Source organism: Rhizobium ecuadorense (assembly GCF_001187535.1).
Taxonomy (GTDB): domain Bacteria; phylum Pseudomonadota; class Alphaproteobacteria; order Rhizobiales; family Rhizobiaceae; genus Rhizobium; species Rhizobium ecuadorense.
Genome location: NZ_LFIO01000598.1, coordinates 1 through 347, shown reverse-complemented (window position 1 = coordinate 347; position 347 = coordinate 1). Strand labels below are relative to the sequence as shown.

1 protein-coding gene is annotated in these 347 nt (G+C 59.7%); it reads left to right on the top strand.

What is annotated here, in order from left to right; all coding sequences use genetic code 11:
- Positions 1-347, top strand: a 347-nt coding sequence (locus AF337_RS12205) for a carboxylesterase family protein (RefSeq protein ID WP_152971019.1), incomplete at both ends; no start/stop codon positions are given.

The window sequence follows — 347 nt, the reverse complement described above, 5'->3', positions numbered from 1 at the left end:
CGTCAGCATGAACTACCGCATGGGCCGACTGGGTTATTTTGCCCATCCGGCGCTGATCAAGGAATCCCCTGACGAGCCCGTCGGCAACTATGGTTACATGGATCAGCTGGCCGCCCTGAAATGGGTCCAGCAAAATATCGAAGCCTTCGGCGGCGATCCGAAGAAAGTGACGATCTTCGGAGAGTCGGCCGGTGGCGGCTCGGTGATGGCGCATATGATATCGCCACTGTCACGCGGGCTGTTCCGGGGCGCCATTCTACAGTCACCGGGTCTGCCGACCGCGCGGGCGCAGAGCACGCCTTTGTCATCGTTGAAGGAAGCAGAGAAAATCGCGTTGGACTATGCGG